The organism is Psychromonas sp. L1A2, assembly GCF_009828855.1.
GTDB lineage: Bacteria > Pseudomonadota > Gammaproteobacteria > Enterobacterales > Psychromonadaceae > Psychromonas.
Map to the genome: position 1 here is coordinate 1,494,170 of NZ_WUAG01000002.1, position 20,709 is coordinate 1,514,878.

Annotated in this window: 16 protein-coding genes; 8 read left to right on the forward strand and 8 right to left on the reverse strand. The window is 36.6% G+C overall.

Annotation, left to right across the window (positions count from 1 at the left end; translation table 11 throughout):
- The first annotated feature begins 242 nt into the window (after positions 1-242).
- The 3 genes from GQR59_RS16800 to GQR59_RS16810 are packed head-to-tail and all read left to right on the forward strand — an operon-like array spanning position 243 to position 5,046.
- Positions 243-833 carry a TetR/AcrR family transcriptional regulator gene (locus GQR59_RS16800; RefSeq protein ID WP_160064628.1) on the forward strand — a complete coding sequence of 197 codons (591 nt, stop codon included), beginning with the start codon at positions 243-245 and terminating at the stop codon, positions 831-833.
- The gene (locus GQR59_RS16805; RefSeq protein WP_160064630.1) at positions 830-1,951 is read left to right on the forward strand and encodes an efflux RND transporter periplasmic adaptor subunit; all 1,122 of its coding nucleotides are present in this window, start codon (positions 830-832) and stop codon (positions 1,949-1,951) included. Before GQR59_RS16800 ends, GQR59_RS16805 begins: the two co-directional genes overlap by 4 nt.
- Positions 1,952-1,959: 8 nt before the next feature.
- Positions 1,960-5,046, forward strand: coding sequence for a multidrug efflux RND transporter permease subunit (locus GQR59_RS16810; protein WP_160064632.1), 3,087 nt, complete (start codon positions 1,960-1,962; stop codon positions 5,044-5,046).
- A gap of 173 nt (positions 5,047-5,219) precedes the next feature.
- On the opposite strand, the gene pyrE is transcribed toward GQR59_RS16810, so the two are convergent.
- From pyrE to GQR59_RS16835, 5 genes are all read right to left on the reverse strand, one after another.
- Positions 5,220-5,861 carry an orotate phosphoribosyltransferase gene (gene pyrE / locus GQR59_RS16815; RefSeq protein ID WP_160064634.1) on the reverse strand — a complete coding sequence of 214 codons (642 nt, stop codon included), beginning with the start codon at positions 5,859-5,861 and terminating at the stop codon, positions 5,220-5,222.
- 3 nt (positions 5,862-5,864) lie between these two features.
- Positions 5,865-6,584 (reverse strand): ribonuclease PH, encoded by a 720-nt coding sequence (gene rph / locus GQR59_RS16820; protein WP_160064636.1) that lies wholly within the window; start codon positions 6,582-6,584, stop codon positions 5,865-5,867.
- A 139-nt stretch (positions 6,585-6,723) separates the two neighbouring features.
- Positions 6,724-8,961, reverse strand: a complete 2,238-nt coding sequence (locus GQR59_RS16825; RefSeq protein ID WP_160064638.1) for a transporter substrate-binding domain-containing protein — start codon at positions 8,959-8,961, stop codon at positions 6,724-6,726.
- Positions 8,962-9,408: 447 nt separating this feature from the next.
- Positions 9,409-10,149 carry a DUF481 domain-containing protein gene (locus GQR59_RS16830; protein ID WP_160064640.1) on the reverse strand — a complete coding sequence of 247 codons (741 nt, stop codon included), beginning with the start codon at positions 10,147-10,149 and terminating at the stop codon, positions 9,409-9,411.
- Positions 10,150-10,442: 293 nt separating this feature from the next.
- Positions 10,443-13,235, reverse strand: a complete 2,793-nt coding sequence (locus GQR59_RS16835) for an insulinase family protein (RefSeq protein WP_236546801.1) — start codon at positions 13,233-13,235, stop codon at positions 10,443-10,445.
- Between the two features lie 305 nt (positions 13,236-13,540).
- Here GQR59_RS16835 and GQR59_RS16840 point away from each other — a divergent pair, with 305 nt between their 5' ends.
- The 5 genes from GQR59_RS16840 to GQR59_RS16860 are packed head-to-tail and all read left to right on the forward strand — an operon-like array spanning position 13,541 to position 17,143.
- Positions 13,541-13,966, forward strand: a complete 426-nt coding sequence (locus tag GQR59_RS16840) for a type IV pilin protein (RefSeq protein WP_160064644.1) — start codon at positions 13,541-13,543, stop codon at positions 13,964-13,966.
- Positions 13,963-14,424, forward strand: a complete 462-nt coding sequence (locus GQR59_RS16845) for a GspH/FimT family pseudopilin (protein ID WP_160065280.1) — start codon at positions 13,963-13,965, stop codon at positions 14,422-14,424. The genes GQR59_RS16840 and GQR59_RS16845 overlap by 4 nt, the downstream gene beginning before the upstream one ends.
- Positions 14,424-14,861, forward strand: a complete 438-nt coding sequence (locus GQR59_RS16850) for a type IV pilus modification PilV family protein (protein ID WP_160064646.1) — start codon at positions 14,424-14,426, stop codon at positions 14,859-14,861. Before GQR59_RS16845 ends, GQR59_RS16850 begins: the two co-directional genes overlap by 1 nt.
- 9 nt (positions 14,862-14,870) lie before the next feature.
- Positions 14,871-15,467 carry a PilW family protein gene (locus tag GQR59_RS16855; RefSeq protein ID WP_160064648.1) on the forward strand — a complete coding sequence of 199 codons (597 nt, stop codon included), beginning with the start codon at positions 14,871-14,873 and terminating at the stop codon, positions 15,465-15,467.
- 17 nt (positions 15,468-15,484) lie between these two features.
- A complete protein-coding gene (locus GQR59_RS16860; protein WP_160064650.1) occupies positions 15,485-17,143 on the forward strand; it encodes a hypothetical protein in 1,659 nt (552 codons plus the stop codon).
- 76 nt (positions 17,144-17,219) lie between these two features.
- On the opposite strand, the gene dtd is transcribed toward GQR59_RS16860, so the two are convergent.
- From dtd to typA, 3 genes are all read right to left on the reverse strand, one after another.
- The gene (dtd, locus tag GQR59_RS16865; RefSeq protein ID WP_160064652.1) at positions 17,220-17,657 is read right to left on the reverse strand and encodes a D-aminoacyl-tRNA deacylase; all 438 of its coding nucleotides are present in this window, start codon (positions 17,655-17,657) and stop codon (positions 17,220-17,222) included.
- The gene (locus GQR59_RS16870) at positions 17,657-18,523 is read right to left on the reverse strand and encodes a virulence factor BrkB family protein (protein ID WP_160064654.1); all 867 of its coding nucleotides are present in this window, start codon (positions 18,521-18,523) and stop codon (positions 17,657-17,659) included. The genes dtd and GQR59_RS16870 overlap by 1 nt, the downstream gene beginning before the upstream one ends.
- Before the next feature lie 282 nt (positions 18,524-18,805).
- Positions 18,806-20,629: a translational GTPase TypA gene (gene typA / locus GQR59_RS16875; protein WP_160064656.1), complete on the reverse strand. Its 1,824-nt coding sequence runs from the start codon at positions 20,627-20,629 to the stop codon at positions 18,806-18,808.
- Positions 20,630-20,709 lie beyond the last annotated feature (80 nt).

The following is a 20,709-nucleotide window of genomic DNA, read 5'->3' on the forward strand; positions in this document are numbered from 1 at the left end:
AGTCCAAAAATTTAAAAAGAAAAAGCCATTCGATTTTACTGATCTTTTAATTGAAAGCTAGCGTAGAAAGGTAGATAGGGTTGATTAAGGAATTAACTCATTAACTTAAAGATGTTTTTATTTTTAATATCAAAAAAGCCTATATTGTAGATCACAATAATATTTATATAAATTATCGCTTTAAGATTGCAATCACCTCACATTAAACGATAATGAACGTTCATTCATTTTAAAGTGGCCTTATGGATAAGCGGACTCAAATTTTAATTGCTGCAGAATGCGTTTTAGCAGAACGAGGTTTTTACGCTTTTTCTATGCAAAATCTAGCTGATACTGCTGGCGTTGCAGCAGGTACGCTTTATCGTTACTTTGATAGCAAAGAGGCATTAATGAATGAACTACAAAAATTTATTCGGGAGCAATCGGCTAATATCATATTAGCTGGCTTTAATGAATGTTCAACGACAAAAAATAAATACGATTTAGTATGGCAGAATATATTTGATTACGTCATAGCCAATCCTAGGCGCTTAACGCTAATCGAAGTACTTCATTGCATACCTAATGTAGACCAAGCCGATATCACCTTATTCGAGAATGAAGCTTTTAAACCGCTTATCTTCTTTTACCAACAGGGCATCAATACAAAACAATTCTTAAATTGGCAATTATTTGCATTAATAGCGGTTAGTATCGACACTGCCATTTCATTAGCAAAACAAGTAATACGAGAGCGAGTGACACCTGATCAAAAACAGTTAGATCAAGTTAGAGACGCTTCATGGAACATCATTCAAAACCCACACTTTAAACCAACAGGAATAATTCAATGAAAAAATGGATAGCTTCGGCAATCATCTTAGCAATACTTGTATTTGGTACTGTGATTGGCTTTAATATGTTTAAAGCTAAAAAAATAAACGAATACCTTTCATCGCGTCCTATTCCTGAATTCCCAGTTACAGCGACGACTGTAAAATTGGAAGATTGGACTCCTCATTTACGTGCTATTGGTTTTATTGAGCCAATGCAAGGCGTTACTATTACTAACGAAGTCGCCGGTAAAGTCTCTAAAATTAATTTTGTATCGGGTCAAAAATTACAAAAAGGTGATCCCATTGTTTACCAAGACAGCGAAGTAGAACAAGCCAACTTAAAAGCAGCTAAAGCGCGTTTACCTTCCGTAGAGCGTAACTATAAACGTTTAAACTCATTACTTAAAAAAGGATCTGTTTCTCAGGGTAATGTTGATGATGCACAAGCAGAATACCTAGCACTTCAAGGTGAGATTGAAGGTTACGCAGCAACCATTAGCTTACGTACTATTCGTGCACCATTCTCAGGAGTAACAGGTTTACGAAATGTGTTTTTGGGGCAATATCTAGCGAATGGTACTGAAATAGTTCGTTTAGAAGATATTAGCCGCATGCAAATGCGCTTTACTATTGCTCAAAACGATATTAATAAAGTACATATAAATCAAGCAATGGATGTGTTTATTGATGCCCAGCCTGATTCGTCATTTACTGGTGTGATTACTGCTATTGAGCCCGCTGTGAACTCTGAAAGTGGACTTATCCTCATTCAAGCGTCTATTCCAAATGAACAACAAAAGCTACGTTCAGGTATGTTTGCTAAAGCAAATATCATTTTGCCGACCGTAAAAAAACAAATCATCGTTCCTGTTACCGCCGTTAACTACACGCTTTACGGTGAAACAGTTTATGTTTTAACAGAACAACAAACTGATGATGGTAAAACATTTTTAGAAGCGAAACAAAGAATCGTCACATTAGGTAAAGCAAAGGACGATAGTGTTCATGTGTTATCTGGCTTAGATGAAAATGATGTGATTGCCACTAGCGGACAAGTTAGATTAAGCAATGGTTCACACGTTAAAATCGTTGAATCAAACGCGCTTGATACTCCTTCTGTTCTTCCAGCACTGTAGGCGACGTTATGAAATTTACAGATATCTTTATAAAGCGCCCCATTTTAGCAATCTCGTTGAGTTTGCTGATTGTATTGTTAGGGATACAAGCGCTTACAAAAATGCAGGTACGAGAGTACCCGACCATGACCAATACCGTAGTGACGGTAACCACCAGCTATTACGGAGCAAGTGCTGATTTAATTCAAGGGTTTATTACTCAACCAATTGAACAAGCGATTGCACAAGCCGATAATATTGACTTTATCAGCTCACAAAGTTTTATGGGTAGTTCAACCATTACTGTGAATATGAAGCTAAACACTGATCCAAGTGGTGCTGTGGCGGATATTCTTGCTAAAGTAAACAGTGTTAGCTCTCAGTTACCAAGTGATGCAGAAGATCCTACGATTGATGTCAGTACTGGCTCAACGACTTCTGTTATCTACATTGCCTTTTCAAGTGAGCAATTAAACTCTAGTCAAATTACCGACTATTTAGAACGTGTTATTAAACCGCAGTTGTTTAGTATTAATGGTGTTGCAAAAGTTAACCTTTATGGGGGTACTAAATTTGCAATGCGTATTTGGTTAGATCCAGAACGTATGGCTGCTTTCGGGCTTAATACCGCTGATGTTATTACTATTTTACAAGCTAATAATATTCAGTCAGCTTCAGGCCAAGCAATGGGTTATTTCACTCTGTTTAATGGCAGTGCACAGACCCAGGTTAAGAATGCAAGCGAGCTAGAAAACCTGATCATTGCGACACGCGATAACGGTAGAACAATCCACCTACAGGATATTGCACGCGTTTCTCTTGAAAAAAGTCATGACATCTACCGAGCAATGGCTAATGGTAATGATGCAGTTGTTGTTGCGATTGATGCAACTGCAAGTGCAAATCCATTGGATATAACGTCAGATGTAAGGAAAATGCTACCTGATTTAGAAAAAAACAATCCTAGCTCAATCAAAATGAAAGTCCTTTATGATTCGACCATTGCGATTGAAGAGTCTATTTATGAAGTCATTAAAACTATTGCAGAAGCCGGATTAATTGTACTCATTGTAATGATTCTATTTTTAGGATCATGGCGTGCAGTGCTCATTCCAATCATTACTATTCCGCTATCACTGATTGGTGTAGCCGTTGTGATGCAAATGTTTGGTTTTACTATCAACCTAATGACACTATTAGCCATGGTATTAGCGATTGGTTTGGTAGTAGATGATGCGATTGTTGTAGTAGAAAATATCGACCGCCATATTAAAGCAGGTGAAGAACCTTTCCGCGCAGCGATTATTGGTACGCGTGAAATTGCAGTACCGGTTATTTCCATGACCATCACCTTAGCAGCTGTATACGCACCTATTGCATTAATGGGCGGTATTACAGGGTCACTCTTTACCGAGTTTGCTTTAACGTTAGCAGGCGCAGTATTTGTATCAGGTATTGTTGCACTTACACTATCTCCGATGATGTGTAGTAAAATGTTGACCATCAATCATCAGCCAAATAGATTTGAACGTGCTGTTGATAGAACGCTAACCGGCTTAACGAATAAATATAGCAATGCGCTCAATATTATTATGTTGCGACGTCCTGCCATTATTATCTTTGCATTATTAGTGTTTATTTCACTACCGTTCCTATTTAAATTTATCCCATCAGAGTTAGCACCAAAAGAAGATAAAGGTGTTCTCATGATGTTGTCTAAAGCCCCTGCTAATGCCAACTTGGATTTTGTTGAAAATAGTATGCGTTTAGTCACTAGCGAAATAGCGAAACAACCAGAAGTAGAAAGTAGCTTAGCGATGTCTGGTATTCCGAATGCTAACCAAGCCTTTGGTATCGCCATCATGAAACCATGGAGCCAACGAGAAAAAAGCCCAGATGAGCTATCTAAAACATTAACACCAGCATTTAGTATGATCCCTTCTGTGGCGACAGTTACTTTCCAAAGACCTGAGTTACCGGGTTCATCGGGTGGTCTACCAGTACAATTTGTTATTACTACCTCTAATCCATTCCAAAGTTTAGTGAGTATCGCTGCCGATGTATTAGCAGAAACACAAGCTAACCCAAGCTTTGTTTATTCAGAGTTAGATTTAGCCTTTGATTCTGCGACCATGAATATCAGCATTGATCGTGACAAAGCCGGTGCTTATGGTGTAACCATGCAAGATATTGGTATTACCTTAGGCACGTTGTTAAGTGATGGATACTTAAACCGTATTAACTTAAATGGCCGTAGTTATGAAGTGATTGCACAAGTAGAACGTAAATATCGTTTATCACCTGAACAATTAGGTGATTTTTATGTGCGTGCTAAAAATAATGACATGGTGCCATTAAGCGAACTGATTACTGTCAATGTTGTCGCGGAACCTCGTTCATTACCGCACTTTAACCAACTTAACAGTGCAACAATAGGCGCAGTACTTTCGCCGGGTGTCACGATGGGGACGGCAATCACCTTCTTTGAAGGGCTATCAACAACTAAATTGCCACAAGGTTATAGCCATGACTATTTAGGCGAAGCACGTCAATTTGTAACGGAAGGCGGCGCGTTATACGTGACCTTTATTCTTGCGTTATTTATTATATTTTTAGTGCTAGCAAGTCAGTTTGAAAGTATTCGAGATCCATTGGTTATTATCATGACCGTACCATTAGCGATTAGTGGCGCTTTACTCGCACTTGCTTGGGGTTTTGCAACCATGAATATCTACACTCAGGTTGGTTTGATAACCTTGGTGGGATTGATTACTAAACATGGTATTTTGATTGCTGAAGTAGCAAAAGAAGAGCAATTGCATCATGGTCTAGATAAAATTGCCGCAGTTAAAAAAGCAGCAACCGTGCGTTTACGTCCAATATTGATGACAACAGCAGCAATGGTAGCGGGTCTTATCCCACTATTATTTGCAACCGGAGCAGGCGCAGTGAGTCGTTTTGGTATTGGTATTGTTATTGTAGCTGGGTTATCAATCGGTACGTTATTTACGTTATTTATCTTACCTGTTATCTATTCATTCATTGCCAGTGAACATAAAAAACTGCCTGAATTCGATGAAGAACAAGCCTTAAAGGTAAATAGTACAAAGTCATAGAATGGAATGGAAAATAGCATCGTGCGAAAAATAGCCTAATAAGCACGACTCTATTATCTTGAAATTGAATTCTTAAATGTGATTATTTATAGCACATACAAAAATGCCAAAGACTAGTGATAGGCTTTGGCATTTTTATTTTATAGCGCTTTATACTAAAAAATGATTAAAGCTTAAACACCATATTGTTGACGATATGCTTGAACCGATTCAAGGTATTGCTGCATTTCAGGTAACGTTTCAAGATAGCTAACCACATCAGCAAGCTCTACAATCGAAATAACTTTTGCATCATAGTCACGCTCTACTTCTTGAATCGCAGATAATTCAGCTTTACCTTTCTCTTGGCGATCTAATGCAATTAACACACCTGCAAGCTCTGCATTATGTGCATTAATGATATCCATCGATTCACGAATAGCTGTGCCAGCGGTGATAACATCGTCAACGAGCATAATTTTACCTGTTAGCTCAGAGCCCACCAAACTACCACCTTCACCGTGTGTTTTTGCTTCTTTACGGTTAAAGCAATACGGGACATCTAGGTCATAATCATTTGATAACGCGACAGCAGTGGTTGTTGCAATCGGGATACCTTTGTATGCAGGACCAAATAAAAGGTCATAAGCAATACCTGAATCCTGTAAAGCAGCAGCATAAAAACGCCCTAAACGCGCCAGATCTCGACCTGTATTAAATAACCCTGCATTGAAAAAATAAGGGCTAATACGTCCTGATTTCAAGGTAAATTCGCCAAATTTTAAAACCTGTTTTTCAATCGCAAATTCAATAAACTCTTTTTGATACGCTTTCATTTCTTACTCCACATTTAATGCTTTTTTTTGTTCTGCTACTAAGTTATTAATGCCGGTATTGGCTAAGGCTAACATTGCTAATAATTCTTGATGACTAAAAGCGCCTTCTTCAGCTGTACCTTGAATTTCAATTAAACCGCCACTTTCTGTCATGACAACATTCATGTCAGTTTGTGCATTTGAATCTTCTGCGTAATCCAAATCACAAACAGGCGTTCCTTTATAAATACCGACAGAAACAGCCGCTATCATTTGCTTTAATGGGCTTTTTTTCAACTTACCTTTTGCAACCATCCAGTTCAATGCGTCAGCTAAAGCAATACAAGCGCCTGTAATTGATGCAGTACGTGTACCACCATCGGCTTGTATTACATCACAATCGACAGTGATCATATTTTCACCAAAAGCATTTAAATCGACTGCCGCACGTAAAGAGCGAGCAATTAAACGTTGAATTTCTAACGTACGACCACCTTGTTTACCTTTTGCTGCTTCGCGTTGATTGCGAGTATGTGTCGCACGTGGCAACATAGCGTATTCCGCCGTTACCCAGCCTTTACCTTTGCCCTTTAAAAAACGTGGTACCGACTCTGAGACCGTTGCGTTACATAACACTTTAGTGTTGCCGACTTCAATCAGTACAGAACCTTCTGCATAGTCAGTGTAGTGCCGAGTAATTTTAATTTCGCGGTTTTGTTCGGGTGTTCGATTACTTGGGCGCATAAGTTAAAAAACCTTGTCAATAAATGAGCGCTAATTATACCCATTAACCTGCAAGGAGCAAAACTCAGAAAGGAGCCAATAAATGTAATGTGAGGTATAAATTCGAAGATTCACAATATTCCTGTCAATCTTCGAAATATTAATGCTCAGAATGTTGATGATGGCCATTTTTATAAATAACTAACTGACCAAAACCTTTATCTTGTGCTTGATATAAAGCTTGCTCTACTCGCCTGTTGAGCTCTACTTCTGTATTGGTATTAGTAGGAACCATACAAGCAGCACCAATACTCACGGAGATAGCATCTCCTGTTGGCGCATTCTCAAATTTCATTCCCCATCCATTAACCATATAGAATATTTCAGCAGCTAATGTCTTAATACCCTCTTCCGAAGTATTAGGTAAAAGTATCATAAAATCATCTTCTTCAAGACGAGCTAATAAGTCGGCAGGGCGTTGAACAATATTCTGTAAACGACGAGCAAGTTCAATAATACAATCATCTCCAGCTTGTCTTCCATATTGTTCATTGAAGCGTTTAACGTTATCAATATCGATAATTAATAATGATAACTTTTCTCCTGAGCGTCTTCCTCGCGCCCATTCTTTTTTAAACTGCTCATTAAAGTAAGACTTATTAGGCAACCCAGTTAAATAATCACGCATTGCTATTTTTTCAAGATTTTTATTCTTTAAAGATAATTGTCGATTATGTTTTTTTGAAAAATATAACAATAAAAAAATTAAAATAAGCGCGACAGTCATGAGTGAAATGATGATCCAATAACCAGAGTTATCCTCCTTTTTTTCATAGATAACAGGTAACCAACGATTCAATATTTTTTGCTTTTGTTGTAAATCGATTGAAGTAACGACTTTATCAAAAACATTCAATAAATTCGTATTATCTTTTGATACTGCTAGTGAAAATGGGTATTCATGCTCAAATTTATCAACAACTTTCAATTCTGGGTACAGTGTTTGAATTTGACTAACCATGACAGGTAACACATCAATAAAACCATAAATCTCGCCATTACTTACAGCATCAAGCCCTGACTTTAGAGAATCATATTCATATAAATCAGCATCCGGATATAGCGCACTCAAAAACTCTAAGTATGACCCTTCCTTTAGCATTCCCAGCGGTTTGTGTAGAACTTGATCTAACTTATAAGCTTGATTCTTTCCAGCAGCTACCAAGGCTAATGGAAAGTCTAAGTAAGCAGAAGTAAAAGACAGATATTTATTGCGACGAGGAGTGTTGTGTATTACGGGAATGAAATCACAACGCCCTTCTTTTAATGATTTAATTGTTTCAGACCAAGTCGCAGTTTCTAATAAAATAATCGGGTTACTAATACGCTGAGAAAATAGATTGACGAATTCAGATGCTATGCCAACATATTTACCTTCTTTAATTGCTTCTATAGGTAACCAATCTGGATCAACACACATGTAGAGAGGCCCATGAGCTTTTAAATATTGTTGTTGTGTATTAGATAAAATAGGCATCCTATCTTGGTAAGCAGCCTCTTCACTTGTCTTGGCAACACCTATCTGAGTTGCCCATTTCTGATGCAAATTATCTGTCTCGTTTTTATTTAATGCTAATAGCCCTTTATCTAAAATATTACGTAAAATAATATTATCTTTATTAACGCCCATAAACCTCGGTAAATAATGAAAAACTTTATTATTAATTAATGGTGTATTAACAAAACCTTGTTCTAGTGAACGGTGTAAATGATAATTAATGGCGTCATAAGCATCTATAACAGCATCAACATTACCTAGTCGTAATTGCTCAATAGATGCCTCAGTACTACTGGTTAACATTAAATCTATATTAGGGAAGTTCTTCTCGAGTACTTCTTGATAGAAAAAACCTTTAATAACAGCAATTGATTGAATATCACTAAAGTCATTAGCAAAAACCTCTCCTTCTCGTGTTAACAAACCATCCATTGAAGTTAAAGACTGATAGTGAGTAAAAGCTGTAAATTTCTGCCGATCTGGAGTGATTTTCATATTAGAAATAATATCTATTTCATTATTTTTTAATTTGTCTAAATATTCATACCATTCGTAACCGATAACAAACTCAATATTTAAGCCTACTTTATCTGCAACTAATCGCATTAAATCATTATTATAACCAGAGGCTTCACCATCTTGAACAAAGTTAAATGGAGGCCAATTCTTTTCTGCGTGTACTTTTATTAACGGGTGTTGTTGAATATATTCTTTTTCTTGTGGGGTAAGATCGACTGCTACAGAATTAGCCAGTACTAAAGTGCTGCTGAAAAAAAACATCACAGCAACATTGAAAATGCGACAGAAAATAATAGAGAGAGGGGGCATAAATAACCGCATAAATATTAACCCTTTATTTAAGAAGTTGAGACTTTATCAAACGTGCTTGGTTAAAGTAGTTATTTAAAAAAAAACACAAAGTATAACCAGCTTACTGTGATCAATGTATCGCTAGGCTCATCAGTACGGGCCAATAAAACAGGCAGTTATGAAGAAAGTGTTAATAAAAAGGACTGGGCAAAAAATTAACGTTAATCCCTGTTATTGAAACACTATTTATTCCAACAATAAGTCATTACTTGGTATTTAAAATAATTTATTCACCTATCTGATCTTGCATCGTACTAACACTAATACAGACGTGTTATGTTTAATCTCAAAGCAAAAAATATAATAATGACTGAATTTACTTTTTTCTAAGTGAGTCGATAAAAAAGCCGGTAAACCAGCTTTTATGATACGGATATTACAGTTAATACTTAACGAGTAATGACAACAAATGGGTACTTAAAAAGCGTAAAGTAACGTCATATTAGTTGCCGTATCTGTGCTTTTTTTCTCATCCAACGGCTTACTGTTATAACGAACAACAACAGCAAATTTCATCGATAATGCACCAATAATCTTGGTCGATAATGACGTTTCAGAACGACCATCTAACTTACTTCCCCAATCAGCAACAAACTTTTGCTGAAATTTAGCAGAATCACTAATCTTAGTTTGAAAATCAATAACAAAGTGAGCGACTGCACTACTATCATAGTTTTCGCCTTCAGTTTCAGCAGAATCATCATCCAATTTTTGATAAATATAACCAGGACCAATTTCTGCATTTAAAGACATTGTTTCATTGTCAATAAAGTGATGGCCATAACCAACAGCCGTTATCGAAGTGAAATCGTAACCAGTAAATGGGTCTATTTCATAACCAGTATTGGCAAACAAATAACTCGTATCATCAATTTGATAGTTACCTTGTAATCCAGCATAGAAACGTTTTGCTGTTACTTCGTCTCCATCTTCTTTATATAAACCTTGAAATACATATTCATTTTCCCAATCACCCAACTCTTGCTTCAATGCAAGGCTCGCTTTAAATGACGATGTATCAGTATTACCTGTCGTTAAAGAGGCACCTAATTCAGCTTCACCAGCGAGTGTTGCATCTCCTTCTACGAATTCACTTTTTGCATGTACAGTCATGGGCACTGTCAATGCAATCGCAGCAGTGAGTAGCAATTTATTCATAATGTTTATCCTTTTTACGATTTACGAAAGTCTAATGTGGCGATATGCTTTCTTAATTTCACACATAATATTACTTCATTAACAAAATTTAAAAATGAGAACTAAGTAACATTATTATCCTAACTTTTAGATTAGGAAAAATAAAGTAAACGGAATAATGCCTAAAAACATTACGTTAAGCCAAAGGGATAAGATCAGAAAAATTAAAATAAAAAAGCATTGAAATTCAATCAAATACCAATGCTTCTCATTCTGTAGTGCTTTATATTATTTTGTATTGCTTGGTAGTTTTTTTATTGCTTAGGTAATTGATCTACATTTGAGATCGATACTTGAGGTGTTAACACTAACGGCTTTTCTTGGCTGAATTTTTTACCTTTAATTTGCACTATGATTTGTTGTGTTTGCTGATCATTAAAGAATAAGTCAGTGTAATACTGTTGTACTTGTTTTAATGAAACAGACTTCAATCTAGCAACATGCTGTAATTTAGTATCAATGTTTTCTTTGTTACTCATCCATTCATCGGTTAAATAAGAAAACTCAGTACCAAGGTTGCTTGGCTTCGCGAGATAATTAGCAATATGCGCTTTTTTTATCTCTTCAAAATCACTTTCTTTAGTGTCGGCTAACGTTGCTTTAAAATTATCCAAAAATACTTGGAAGCGTTCGTATAATGTCGCACTTCCAACCGCAGGACTTTGTGTAAAGAGTCCAAAACCAACACTTTCATCTACTTGTACTGTGGCTGTAAAGGGAGAATAGGTTAATTGCTCTTGTGTACGAATTTGATCATAAAAAGCAGGCTTAAGTAGTTTATTAAGCAACTCCGCTTTAGCTAATGAAATAATGTCTTGGTTTGTCGCTAAATAAAGGCTCACTAATGCATCATCTTCTAGCTCAGATTCACGTACATAATTTAAAGCGCCTTGCTGAGGATCTGCTTGTAAGCGTTTAGTTGTATAAAATGCATTAGGTTGAATTTTAATTTTAACTTTAAGTTGTGCTGTTAACTGCAAAACATCGACTGTTGAAAAATTCCCCAACGCTAATAAACGCACACTAGATTGTGAGAGCATCTGTTTAATTAATTCACTAATCTCATCGCTTGTTACACCATCAATTTGAGCTAATAATGTGCTATCAGACCAAGATGGTTGGCGAATGACTTTTCTAAAACCATTTAAGCCTAAGTCCATTGCTTTACTTTTAGATTGATTATTGAAGCGACGTGTTAATTCTTGTTTCGCCAACCTCAAAGACTGCTCATCGATTTTCATATTTTCAATGTGGGTTAATAGCATTAATAATAATTTGCTCTGTTTATCGCTATAACCACTGGTGCTAATCAGTAAACCATCACTACTGCTAATGGAGAACCCTAACCCTGCCTCTTGAGTAACAAAGCTAAGTTCTGCTAATTGCTTTTGTAAAATATTTAATAAAAGATTCATTTTAACTCTAGCAGCTGGACTTTGATCATTAAGGTCATTATTAAGCTGTAGCTTATAAATGCCTTTAGGTTCTTTTAGTTGGCTTTGTTTAAACCAAACAGAGAGACCTGATTCTTTTACAAGTTGTATTGCCTTTTTATTTTTTTCTTCTTTAACCAGCACTAAATTTTCAGGTAACCATTCATTACGAACAGGCAAAATCAACTCTGGTTGAATTGTTTTTGCTTTATTAAGCCATAGTTGTAAACGTGACTTTTTAATTTTTGCTTGTGAATACTTCCCTTCATAATATGGAATATCTTTATTAACCACGGCATTAGGCGACACAACAAATAATCGACTATTTTCAGGGGTTAAATAACCTATTAATTGAGTAATGAACTCAGGGTTAAATCCATCCAAGCGATATGAGTAAGCTAATAAATCTTGTAAAGGATAATTCTGCATATTAGCCGCTAAGGACATGACATTATTAAAACTAGATTTTTTAGGTAAGAATTGGAAATAGTTATCTAAGCTTTTCTTCTGCTCTGAATATTGTAGTTGATTAACCCCTTGCTCTTTAATTAAATTGATATAAGCAAATAAACTCGCAATAACGGTATCTTGTTGACTTAACCCTTTATTCGTTAGTTTAAACGTCATACTAAACTGTGAATATTCATCGCTATGCGCGCCATAAAACCCAGCTGAAACCGACTCTGCTAAACCAAGCTTTTGTAAATGATCAGATAAACCACCTTTATGATCAGATCCTAATAAGCGGCTAATATAACCACCAGGTTGATACATATACTCATCTTTAACACTTGGCACTAAAAAGTTAACTTGTAATAACTTGAGCTCGGCAGTGGGCTTCATTTGTACTTCTAACGCTAACTGCTTATCTGTTAATAGCGGCGTCATTATGACGGGTTTAGTGACATTATTATTTGGAATTTGCGTTAAATATCTAACCGCGATTTTTTGCATATTTTCAATTGAACGAGGACTTGTTAAGGCCACCTTCATTGTATTCGCAGAATAATTTTGTTTAAAGAACAACTCCAACTCTTGCTGTAAAACACTCCCAGGCTTATCAACAAGCGTTGTTAAATCCCCCGTACTAAAACGTGCCATCGGATGTTCAGGATTCAGTGAATAACGTTGTAATGCATATAATTTACGCATGTCATTATCTACATAGGTTTCATTTTCAGCATTAACAGTATGTCGTTCTTTATCTGCATACTTTTCATCTAATAAAGGTGCATGCATCACATCACCAAGTCGATCTAAGGCTTCTCCAAATACATTATCATTCACTTCAAAACCATAAACCGTTGCATCTTGTGCAGTATAAGCATTGGTATACCCACCATTTTGGCTCATAAATTTACTGTATTCATTTATTACAGGGTACTTTTCTGAGCCAAGAAATAACATATGCTCTAAATAATGCGCTAAACCCAATTGAGAGTCGGGGTTATGCATACTACCAATAGGAACAGATAAAGAAGCCGCACTATTTTGTAAATCGGGGTCAGAAATGAGTAATACTTCCAGATCGTTTGAAAGGCGAATCACTTGGTATTCTCGAGTGTCATTTGGACTCTGTATTATGGAATTATTAACTATTTCAAAATTTTTCATAGTGGACTCAGATTGTGTATTGGGGGCGGCATGTAGAAACGTAGAAAAACATAAACAGAAACAATTAAATAATAGATAGATGGGCTTAATAGGCAGCATTCGATGAGCTCTTTCAATTGTAAGTGGAAGTCAGTGATTAAGGCTAAACACTATGCTACAAGTTCAGCAAAAATAAAAGCACTCATCTCCTAATAAAAACAATGAAGGTTGCGTGTATTTAGTACAACAAATACCCATTATAGTATATATTGTAAGCTCTAAGGATAATGAATTAATTATGGATCACGTTAGTTGATGTACAAAATATGATGAAACTGTCTCTATTCCAAATGCTATGTTCAAACAATAACGCTAGCTGTAAAAAGCAAGGTTTCACATTAATAGAGCTATTAATAACGATTGCTATCGTCGCTATTTTGGTTCAAGTTGCCTATGCATCATATTTAAAAACAATACAACAAAGCTATCGTTATGAAGCTCAACAATCAATGATTGAATTGAGCCAACAATTAGAACGTCATTATTCACGCAAAGGAGTTTACTCAGGGTCAACCGCAACAGCAGGCGACTATAGCAGTACACACTACACATTGGCTTTTAGTACATTAGAAGATGATGAGTTTACAATTTCGGCGACACCAACAGGTGGCCAAACCAGCGATGACTGCAGCACATTAACCCTAAATTACCGTGGCGAGAAAACGCCTTCGACATCAGGGTGCTGGAAATGAAATTAAATGCGAACAAAGGGTTCACATTAATAGAATTAATGGTAACCGTAGCGATTGTTATTATCTTAGCAACCATTGCATTGCCAAGCTGGACTAAGCTTATTCAAGATAACAGCATTGCAAGTGCTGTTAATCAAGTGCAAAGTATCTACCAATTAACTCGCTCAGAAGCAGTTAAACGCCATGAAAAGGTAACATTAAAGTCCTCTAAAAGCAGATTAACTTGGGAGCTAACAGACGAAGCATCTAATGCTATAAAAACAATCAAACTCTCAATAGACCAAGTGACGATCACTCCTTCTGCGGGTGTTGATGATGAAGTAAACACTACTGTTGATAGCTCTGGTTTTACCAACAGTGAAAAGATCGAATTTAGTTGGGAAGATGAATATCGTTGCTTGGTAATTTACAGTAGTGGTCAAACTAAAATCAGTTCAGAAAGTGGAGATTGTGTTTAATGAATCAATTAATCAACCGTAAGCATCGTCAGAATAAACAACAAGGTTTCACACTACTAGAGCTTTTAATCGCGGTTGTTATCGCAAGTATCTCTGTATTAGGCTTGGCTTACACACAAACGAAAAGCCTGCAATACGCACGTAGTAGTAGCCAATATACGCGAGCTAGCATTGAAGCCAGTAATACCGTAGAGGAAATATGGGCTTCGCTGTGTGAGTTTCAAAATGGAACTAAAGCATTAAATACTTTAACGCTTGCTGACGGTTTTACACGTACTTTTACCCCTACCTCTTTCGATAATGAAATGAAAATCACTATTGCATGGGGCGATAATCGCTTAACTGATGCCGGTAATGAAGTGATAGTAGTCGATAATGAAGTGGCAGTAGAAGTTGTTTTTCCTGCAATTAACAACGATACAACTCTCTGCCCATAGGTAAATATAATGAAGAAACAACGCAATACGCAGTCAGGATTTAGTTTAATTGAGTTAATGATTGCAATGTCGCTGTCTCTACTCCTTATACTGGGTATAGCGACTGTATTCTCTAGTTTAAAAAACACTTCTTCTTATTCTCAACAATTAGAAAACACACAAGAAGTCTTGCGTTTTACCAACTCGACTTTTAGTCGAGCAGTACATCGAGCAAATGAGATGGATGATAAGTCTTATACTGGGAGCGATGGCAATACGTATAAGCAATTAGATTTAACTTTCAATTTAGACAATTTAGACAGTTCAGATGCAAATGATACTTATACCAGCTGTTTAGGTAATCCCATGACAAGCCAATACTATGAAAGCTATCGCCTCACTGATAATGAACTCCTTTGTGCAGAATACACAACGGCAGGACTAGATGACTCAAGTAAAACATTTACTGCGATCGGCACAAATATTGATGATTTGAACTTCTCAATTACTGATAATTTACTCACAGTCACCATTACACCATCAATAATGTCGAACATAGAATTAATTGGCAGTGACACTATCGATATGATGTTTGCACAACGTCAAGCAATATTAGGCTTAAATTAAGAATGAAGGATAGCTACATGAAAGGATCTCAAATTCAACGCTCTAAAGGCTTTGCCGCTGTAACAGTATTAGTTATTTCACTACTAGGTGGATTAATTGTATTTGATACCGTGAAAGAGAATGTTAACCAAGAACGTATGGCAGGTAATTATGCTAAAGAGCTGAATGCTCACTTACAAGCGGAAAACGGGATTGCAGCTTCTTATAATGCACTTAGCGTTAATAACGCCCTTACAAGTGACACTATGATATCTAACCTAAATAGCACACAAAATAATACTGGTGCTTATTATTATCAACTTGCCTCTCCGAGTAGTAGCTCAGTAAGCGGTACGGCAGGTGAAATTGCAATGGAAAGCGAAGGCTCACATTATGAAGGTAATTATAAAATAAGAGGCGCAATTACAGTAGGCTCTTCAGGTGGAAATTCTGTTTTTACAAGTGCAGTGACGACTTGTGATGGAGTCTCACTAGGTAGTGGTGGAGTAATTGATAGTTATGACTCCAGTACTGGAGCCTACGATTCCGCAAATGCTAACAATAATGGTGATATATCGATACTAAATGCAAACAGTGAATTAAACCTCAGTGGCGGTGCAGAATTATATGGAAGCGTATCGGTTAATGGCAACATATCTTTAACAAATGGCAAGATATATGGTAATGCTAGTGCCTCTGGTAACATAACGACTAACAATAGTGGAGCAGCTTCTATTGGAGGTTCAATAGAAGCTGGAGGAGATGTTACTTATAAGTCAACGGGTAATGCCACAAATGCACCTGATAGCATTAGCTCTAATGGTAGTGTCACTATTGGTGGTGAAGGTCAAACGGCTTTTAATGGTGACGTATCATATGGTGGTGATAATGGAGGAACCTATACGTCTGGCGATAATGTTGACAACAATGTAACTCAATACGATGAAGATCATGTAAGCGAAATAGCAACTCAAGTGTGTGATATTTTAAATCTAGCCGGCGAATTTAATAAAACAACTGATGGTATAGGTAGTTTAGCAAATAGTGTATCTACGACTGTAACGTTTAGTGGTAATAATACATCCTATGTTATTAGTGACTCAGGATTAATAGATACCCATAATAACGAAATAGTTGACGTTCAAACAGAAAATGTAGAATTTCAAGATACAGATACAGATGTCTATGTATTAGACCTTAAGGGTTTCACTTATGGTGGGTTGTCTCTTACCGTTGAAAGTGGCAGTAATGTAACGGTTTATTTAAGCGAGAAAACTTTTATTGGTGGAAGTATTCAAGTAGAAGACGGTGCCACATTAACTATTATTACAAAGAGTTCTTTTGAGGTAGGAAGTAATGGAAGTATCATCAATCTAAATGACGATAACACAACATCCTCATCTGCGGTCAATAGTGATGGAAATATCGGTATTACTCTATATTCAGGCTATGAATCTACTAGTAACTCTGATTACGGTGTTAATCTATTAGGGGGTACAGATTCATATTTAACCACTTATGCAACAGAAGCATCTGTTAAAATACAAGCATCTGGAAATCAATATGGTGCCATACGCAGTAACTATTTAGATATAACAAATACTAGTATAGGTTTACATTATGATGAACAAATAGCGAATGCAAATATAGGTGAAGGTGATGGTTCAGGTACTATAAAAATCACACGTTGGTTCTAAACTTCAATAAACTACACAAGGCGTTATAAAAACACCATGTGTAACAGAGCCGTTTATCAGTTTTATTTAATCAACATTAAACCTGCAACCAAAAAGTTGTAGGTCCATCATTCGTTGAAGTCACTTGCATATCTGCTGCAAAGATACCGTTTTCAACATGACAGCCTAACAATCGACATTGCTCACTGAAGTCTAAGTAAAGTCGTTTTGCTTCTATTGGCTCGGCCCCATTACTGAACCCGGGACGATTACCCTTTTTAGTATCAGCAGCCAACGTAAACTGTGAAATAACTAATAAGTCACCTGCCGCTTGTTGTACATTAAGATTCATTTTACCTTGCTGGTCAGCAAAAATACGATACGCTAACACTTTCTCTGCTAAGCGCTTACATTGTGCATCGGTGTCGCCTTTTTCTACACCCAATAAAACCAATAATCCATGGTCAACCTTTCCAACAGTATCACCTTTAACAACGACTGAGGCATTCGTTACACGCTGAATCATCGCAATCATTACACTTCCTCAGGTTCTTCAACGAGCCCTGCTTCGGGGTAAAAGAATTCATCTAAAGTTGCCGTTACTTCAGCACCAATTAATACAATTAACCAACTAAAGTAGATCCATACAAACATAATAGGGATGACCGCTAATGCGCCATAAATAATCTGTTGTGATGGGAAATTAGTAATATATAAAGTAAATAAATCTGTCGCTAAGCTAAATAATAAAGCAGCAATAAAACCACCTATCATCGCATAACGTAAACGCACTCTTTGGTGAGGCACTAACGTATAAACACCAGCAAAAGCGAGCCAAGAAAAGACAAACGGCATAAAACTGAGTACTTGCTGCCCGATTGATAAAAAGCCATCGGTTTTTACAATAGAAAAGATATAAGAGCTCAATGCAATACTGCCACCAATAATAATTGGGCCTAAGCTGAGAATGGTCCAATAAATAGTAAACGCTTGAATGGGAGAGCGTTTTTTATTACAACGCCAGATACGATTAATCGTTTGGTCAATCGTTGAAATCAATAACAAAGCAATCACTACTAATGAGGCGATCCCCATCATGCTCATTTTTTTAGTATTTTCAATGAACCCCGTCATATGCTCTTTAACCGCATCTCCAGCCGTCGGCACAAAGTTATTATAAATAAGGTTTTCAATGATTTTATTAAGCTCAGAGAACATTGGAAAAGCAGAGAGCATATAAAAAACAACGGCAAGACAAGGCACGATTGAAAGTAAGGTTACATAAGCAAGATGACCCGCAGGCACTTTAATATTATCTTCCTCACTACGTTTCCATAAGAATATGCCATAGTTATAAAATAGCTTTATTTTCTCTACTAAAACTTGCTGCTGTAGTTGCAAAATAGCATCCCCAAATAGGTTGATTACCGAATATTTATACCAATTAAATTAACTAAGTGATCTACATTTTTCGCAAAAAATGACTTAGTTTAGCCGTAAGTTAAGGTAAATAATTGTCCCCTTTACGAAACTTACAACAATGAAATAAGTTGTTTTAATCAGTCAAATAGGTCAGTTAATAAGTGTGGTTGGTATTACTATACCTGTAAATCGTAAACAAAAAAAAGGCCTTACCGAAGTAAGACCTTAATAATAGGTTTATTGTTCGTTTAAAGAAACGAATTAACCTTTAGATGGACGAGCTGCACGCTTACGTTCATTTTCGCCCAGTAATTTCTTACGGATACGAATGCTTAACGGCGTTACTTCCACTAATTCATCAACATCAATAAATTCAAGCGCTTGTTCAAGCGTTAAAATGATTGCTGGTGAAAGTGTTTGTGCTTCATCTGTACCAGAAGAACGAACGTTAGTAAGCTGCTTACCACGAATACAGTTAACTGTTAAATCGTTTGAACGGTTATGAATACCGATGATTTGACCTTCGTAAACTTCAGTAGCATGACCTAGGAATAAACGACCACGATCTTGTAAGAAGAATAGTGAGTATGTAACCGCTTTACCAGTTTGATTACAAACCATTACACCATTTTGACGTTGACCAATTGTACCGCCTTTATGTAGACCGTAGTGATCAAAGCTATGGTATAAAAGACCAGAACCAGATGTAATTGTCATGAACTCAGTTTGGAAACCGATTAAACCACGACTTGGAATCATAAAGTCTAAACGTACGCGACCTTTACCATCAGGGATCATGTTAGTTAGTTCCGCTTTACGGATACCTAATTGTTCCATGATTGAACCTTGATGTGCTTCTTCACAGTCAACAGTCAATGTTTCCATTGGCTCATGTAACTGACCATCAATCATACGTTCGATAACTTCAGGACGAGATACTGCTAGCTCAAAACCTTCACGACGCATGTTTTCAATTAAGATACCTAAATGTAGTTCACCACGACCAGATACTTTAAATTTATCAGGATCGGCAGTTTCTTCTACTTTTAATGCAACGTTGTGTACAAGCTCTTTATTCAAACGGTCAAGGATGTTACGTGATGTAACGAATTTACCTTCTTTACCACAGAATGGAGAGTTGTTTACTTGGAAAGTCATTGTTACCGTTGGTTCATCAACAGTTAATGGCGTCATCGCTTCAACATTGTTTTGTGCACAGATAGTGTCAGAGATCTTAAGTTCGCCTAAACCACTGATTGCAATAATGTCGCCAGCTTCACCGTATTCAATATCATGACGTTCTAGACCTAAGTAACCTAATACTTGACCTACTTTACCTTTACGTTCTTTACCGTCAGCACCAATAATAGTAACAGCTTGATTTACTTTAACGTGACCACGTGTAATACGACCAACACCGATAACACCTACGTAAGAGTTGTAATCAAGTTGAGAGATTTGCATTTGGAAATCGCCATCGCGATCCGCTTCTGGTGGAGCAACAGTATCAACGATAGTTTGGAATAAATCTTCCATGTTATCTTTTTGAGTGTCCATATCAGTACTTGCCCAACCGTTTAATGCAGAAGCATAAACAACTTGGAAGTCTAATTGCTCATCAGTCGCGCCTAGGTTGTCAAATAAATCAAATACTTGATCCATTACCCATTCAGGACGAGCGCCAGGCTTATCAATTTTGTTGATAACAACAATTGGCTTAAGACCGTGTGCAAATGCTTTTTGCGTTACAAAGCGAGTTTGTGGCATTGGACCATCAACCGCATCAACGATAAGACAAACACTGTCTACCATAGATAGAATACGTTCTACTTCACCACCGAAATCGGCATGTCCTGGCGTATCTACGATGTTGATATGGTAATCATTCCATACAATCGCTGTATTTTTTGCAAGGATAGTAATACCACGTTCTTTTTCAAGATCGTTAGAATCCATTACACGTTCTTCATTATCACCACGTGAATCTAAAGTACCAGACTGCTCTAACAGTTTATCAACCAATGTTGTTTTACCATGGTCAACGTGAGCAATGATGGCTATATTTCTTAATTTATCTAACGACATGATGCGCCTCAAAAATAACTACTAATTAAAAATACCAATTAAATAAAAACAGAAACGTCCTATTTTTATTTAATTGGTAC

Coding starts and splice junctions, on each gene's coding strand:
- GQR59_RS16800 (WP_160064628.1), top strand. CDS start 243: ATGGATAAGCGGACTCAAATTTTAATTGCTGCAGAATGCGTTTTAGCA.
- GQR59_RS16805 (WP_160064630.1), top strand. CDS start 830: ATGAAAAAATGGATAGCTTCGGCAATCATCTTAGCAATACTTGTATTT.
- GQR59_RS16810 (WP_160064632.1), top strand. CDS start 1,960: ATGAAATTTACAGATATCTTTATAAAGCGCCCCATTTTAGCAATCTCG.
- pyrE (WP_160064634.1), bottom strand. CDS start 5,861: ATGAAAGCGTATCAAAAAGAGTTTATTGAATTTGCGATTGAAAAACAG.
- rph (WP_160064636.1), bottom strand. CDS start 6,584: ATGCGCCCAAGTAATCGAACACCCGAACAAAACCGCGAAATTAAAATT.
- GQR59_RS16825 (WP_160064638.1), bottom strand. CDS start 8,961: ATGCGGTTATTTATGCCCCCTCTCTCTATTATTTTCTGTCGCATTTTC.
- GQR59_RS16830 (WP_160064640.1), bottom strand. CDS start 10,149: ATGAATAAATTGCTACTCACTGCTGCGATTGCATTGACAGTGCCCATG.
- GQR59_RS16835 (WP_236546801.1), bottom strand. CDS start 13,235: ATGAAAAATTTTGAAATAGTTAATAATTCCATAATACAGAGTCCAAAT.
- GQR59_RS16840 (WP_160064644.1), top strand. CDS start 13,541: ATGATGAAACTGTCTCTATTCCAAATGCTATGTTCAAACAATAACGCT.
- GQR59_RS16845 (WP_160065280.1), top strand. CDS start 13,963: ATGAAATTAAATGCGAACAAAGGGTTCACATTAATAGAATTAATGGTA.
- GQR59_RS16850 (WP_160064646.1), top strand. CDS start 14,424: ATGAATCAATTAATCAACCGTAAGCATCGTCAGAATAAACAACAAGGT.
- GQR59_RS16855 (WP_160064648.1), top strand. CDS start 14,871: ATGAAGAAACAACGCAATACGCAGTCAGGATTTAGTTTAATTGAGTTA.
- GQR59_RS16860 (WP_160064650.1), top strand. CDS start 15,485: ATGAAAGGATCTCAAATTCAACGCTCTAAAGGCTTTGCCGCTGTAACA.
- dtd (WP_160064652.1), bottom strand. CDS start 17,657: ATGATTGCGATGATTCAGCGTGTAACGAATGCCTCAGTCGTTGTTAAA.
- typA (WP_160064656.1), bottom strand. CDS start 20,629: ATGTCGTTAGATAAATTAAGAAATATAGCCATCATTGCTCACGTTGAC.